General features: G+C 72.6%; 3 protein-coding genes and 1 pseudogene. All 4 read right to left on the bottom strand.

Features of this window, described 5'->3' with window-relative positions; all coding sequences use genetic code 11:
- Positions 1-71 precede the first annotated feature (71 nt).
- A pseudogene (gene pucD / locus ACY45C_RS16770) lies at positions 72-1,559 on the bottom strand (xanthine dehydrogenase subunit D); the annotation flags it as partial.
- Positions 1,556-2,146, bottom strand: a complete 591-nt coding sequence (locus tag ACY45C_RS16765; RefSeq protein WP_462188509.1) for a (2Fe-2S)-binding protein — start codon at positions 2,144-2,146, stop codon at positions 1,556-1,558. The pseudogene pucD and the gene ACY45C_RS16765, both read right to left, overlap by 4 nt.
- Positions 2,143-3,027: an FAD binding domain-containing protein gene (locus ACY45C_RS16760; RefSeq protein ID WP_462188511.1), complete on the bottom strand. Its 885-nt coding sequence runs from the start codon at positions 3,025-3,027 to the stop codon at positions 2,143-2,145. Before ACY45C_RS16760 ends, ACY45C_RS16765 begins: the two co-directional genes overlap by 4 nt.
- A 388-nt stretch (positions 3,028-3,415) precedes the next feature.
- The coding region (locus ACY45C_RS16755; protein ID WP_462188508.1) for an adenine deaminase C-terminal domain-containing protein at positions 3,416-4,044 on the bottom strand (629 nt) is incomplete at its 5' end.

Here is a 4,044-nt window from a genome sequence, read left to right as displayed (position 1 = left end):
GATCATCGCAGCACGACACCAATAGACGATCATGAGAGGGCCAGTTCGATCACAAGAGCAGCGACAGATCCGGCGATCTGCCCCGCGATCGTCACGAATCCCTGGCCCACCTCGGCACACGCGCTGTGCAGCCGGGCCCGCACCGTTCCGTCCTCAGCCAACTCCAGGCGGGCACGGGCGACGGAGGAGTCGTCCATGCCCTCCGAGAAGAGCAGGTTCTTGTAGGCCAGGGCGTAGCCGACCCCCCGACGGACCCGGCCCGGTTCGGCCGCGGCCGGTCGGCCGCCGGGCAACGCGGTCACCGCGACATTCGCCGGCATCGCCGGCGGAAGCGGACGCGAGGCCACCGCCTCGATGACCTCCCGCGCCGGCAGCGGTGCGCCCATCACCTGACCGGTGGGCAGCACATCCCCCGGTCGGACGGCATTGCGGACGCGCAGGCCCACCGGATCCATGCCGAGGGCGTCGGCCAGCCGATCCATCTGGGCCTCGTGACCGATGGTCACCTGCGGCACCCCGAACCCCCGCATGGCGCCGCACGGGGGGTTGTTGGTCCGCACGACGACTCCGTGCAGGTGGGCGTTCGGGACCCGGTACGGACCCGCGGCATGGGTGACCGCGTTCGCCAGCGCCGCCGGCGAGGACGACGCGTAGGCACCGCCGTCCAGCACCAGCCGCGCCCGCACGCTGACCAGGTTCCCGTCGGCGGTGGCGCTGTGCTGGAACCACATCCGGGCCGGATGCCGGTGCGGATGGCCCAGGAAGGACTCGACCCGGTCGTAGGCGATCCGCACCGGAAGCCCCGTAGCCCGGGCGAGCAGGGCGCCGTGGATCTGAAGGGTGACGTCCTCCCGGCCGCCGAAGGCACCCCCCACACCGGCCAGGGCGAGCCGGACGAGCTCCTCCGGGAGACCGAGGCAGGCCGCGATCTGCTCCCGGTCCGAATGCAGCCACTGGGTCGCCACCCGCATGTCCACTCCACCATCGGCGGCCGGCATCGCCAGGGCCGCCTCGGGAGCGAGAAACGCCTGGTCCTGCATCCCGACGAGGTAGTGGTCCTCGACCACCACCGGGCCGAGCGCGTCGGGATCGCCGTGGCGCAGCTCGATCTCGCGGTACAGGTTGCCCGCCGGATGCAGCGGCTCGGCATCCGGCTGCCATACCCGGTCGGGGTCGGTCGAAGGTGCCAGCGGCTCGTAGTCCACCTCGATCGCGGCGAGCGCCCGGCGCGCGGTCCGGACGTCGACCGCAGCCACGGCGGCGACCGGTTCCCCCGCGTACCGGACCTCGGTCGCGGCGAACACCGGCTGGTCGGCGACGATCAGCCCGTAGGTGGCCGTGCCGGGGACATCGGCGGCGGTCACCACCCCCACGACGCCGGGCAGCCGGCGCGCGGCGTCGACGTCGACGCGCCGGATCCGCGCCCGGGCATGGGGCGATCGCAGGGTGCGGGCATGCACCATCCCCGGAACACGCAGATCACCAACGTAGGAGAAGCTACCGGTCACCTTGTCCGGCCCGTCCGGACGACGCACCGGACGACCGATCCCCGGACTCATCGGCCCACCCCCCGGTGGGGCGGAGCAGGTGTATCCCCCGAAGGCAGGGTGCCCCGCTCAGCCTGCACTGTTCTGATGGCAGCGAGTATCCGGCCGTAACCGGTGCACCGGCAGATGTTGCCGGCCAACGATTCCCTGGTCTCCTCCTCGTCCGCATCCGGCCGCCGGGTGAGCAGGTCCGTCACCGCGACCACGAACCCTGGGGTGCAGAAGCCGCACTGCACGGCGCCCTCCTCGAGGAACGCCGCCCGCACGGCCCTGGCGGGTCCCGCCGTCCTCAGACCGGTAACGGTGATCACCTGGGCGTCGTCGGCGTCCGCGGCGAGCACCGTGCAGGACGCCACCAACCGGCCGTCCAGGAGAACGGAGCAGGCACCGCAGCGCCCCTGCTCGCACGCGTCCTTCACCGAGGTCACCCCGATGACGTCCCGCAGGACGGTGAGCAGGGAGTCCCCGATCCAGGCGCCGGCCACCGTGTGCAGGAAGCCGTCGACATGGAGGTGATACGGCGCGACGACACCGTCGTCCGGCCAGGACGACCCGGCCGGCGGTCCGGCCGGGACCTCCCCCGCGAAACGGGCGGTCATGGCCGGGCGTCCTGCCCGGCTCCAGGGTCCACCGGCGCCCCCGCGGCATCCAGGCATCGGGTGAACGCCCGGGCGGCCAGCACGCCGGCAGCATGCCGGCGGTAGTCGGCGGAGACCCGCGGACCCGCCGCGAGCTCCGGCCCGGCCCGCCAGACCGCTTCGCTCACCAGCTCACCGAACCGGCGGGCCGCCGACGAGGACGCAGCCCCTGCGGACCAGTCCACCTCGTCGTGTGCGAACCGCTCGGCGACGGTTATCCGGATCGGCAGCCGACCCCCCCCGATCGCGCAGGCCAGTCGATGGCGCATCCGGTCGACGAGGACGGCGCACGACACCAACGCTTGGTAGGCGGCCTGCCTGCCCCCGATCTTGAGATAGCTCTGCGGTCCGGCCGGCCGCGGCAGCCTTACCGCGGTGACCAGGGCGTCGGGGGCGAGCCCGTCGGCGAGGAACGCGGGCAGCGTCATCCGGCCGGGTCCGCGCGGCGAGGCCACGAGGATCTCGGCGTCCGCGGCGGTGAGGAAGGTGAGCAGGTCGCCGGTGGGACGTGCCGAGCCCAGCGCGCCATCGACCGTGCCGAGGTTGCGGACCTGCGCGGAACCGACCACTCGGGCGGCGAGGGCGAGGCCAGGCGACAGTGACCAGCCCGCGAGATCGGTGTAAGTCACGCCCGCACCGACGGTGAGCGAATCCGCCCCGGCGCCGCGGACCCGCAGTTCCAGAACCCGGCGCAGGGCGACCACCGCTCCCGGCCGACGCTCGCCGGACCGGAGAGCGGGGACGAGATCGGTGCCGCCGCCCAGCAGATCGACCGCCCTGCCGGCGTCACGGGCGGTGGCCAGCATCTCCACTGCCTCCCCTACCGTGCGTGGACGGAACATGACGGCCGTCGCACCGCTAGTCGTCACAGCGGCCTCCCCCGCCCGATCCGACCAGTGGTCCGACCAGTGGAAGGAAGCACGGGAGGGGACGACGCGGGAAGCCGGCCGGCGGCCCGGGGGTCGGGCAGGCAGGCGGACGAACGCTGCATGAGAACCGACCATAACGGCGGAAGGTTACGTGGATGTTCATCGAGACGGACGCTCAGTGACGTAGTTCTGATCTTGCTTGGCGGCGGCGTTCATCACCTCACCTGCGCTATCTCACCTGCGTTATCGCCAGCTTCCACCCGCACCGACCCAGGCCGACACCCCCACCATCACCCAGAGTTACCTTACCGATGCTGGCACGAACTGCGGAGAGGGAGGCGACAGGTTTGAGGTGGACATGTCAGGGCCGGGTGTAGAGGGCGCAGCCCCATCCGGCCAGCGTGCGCAGCGGGAACGGCAGCCGGCAGCCGAGATCGGCTGCGGCCGTGTCCACCGCGGCCAGCTCTCCCAGCACCGCCTCCCAGGGCGCGTCACTCATCACCCCGAGTAGGGGCAGCGCGCACGCCGCCCGCACCCAGCCCTGGTCGACCACCACATAGCCCCCGCCCATGCCCTCGATGGCCCGGGCGGCGGTCACCATGTCGTCGTCCCGTGCCCCGACGACGATCAGATGCCCCGGCGGCTCCGCCGTCGTGACCGCGAGCGCGCCCCGGGTCAGCCCGCACCCGCGGAGCATCCCGACGTCGATCTCGTCCGAGGAGCCGTCCCGACCGAAAATTGCGATCTTGAGAAGGTCCCGGGACGGATCGGCCACCGCCCAGCCGTCCCGCAGGGTGGGTTCCACCCGCACGGTACGGAGCCCACGCGGGCGGGAGAGGCCGGAGACCTGGCCCGTCCCGGTCATCCGCAACGCCCGCGCTGGTCCACCGACGGGCGGCGCCGTCCCCGGGTCGCGAGGGGGATCGACGCTCACCACGACCACACTGGCATCTTGCCGGTGGGACCGTCGCAGGCCGGGTGATGTGAAGG

Source organism: Frankia sp. CcWB2 (genome assembly GCF_977927585.1).
This window is presented reverse-complemented; position numbering and strand designations above follow the sequence as displayed.

Excerpts from the sequence above, each read along its gene's own strand:
- ACY45C_RS16760 (WP_462188511.1), bottom strand. The coding sequence starts at position 3,027 with ATGTTCCGTCCACGCACGGTAGGGGAGGCAGTGGAGATGCTGGCCACC.
- ACY45C_RS16765 (WP_462188509.1), bottom strand. The coding sequence starts at position 2,146 with ATGACCGCCCGTTTCGCGGGGGAGGTCCCGGCCGGACCGCCGGCCGGG.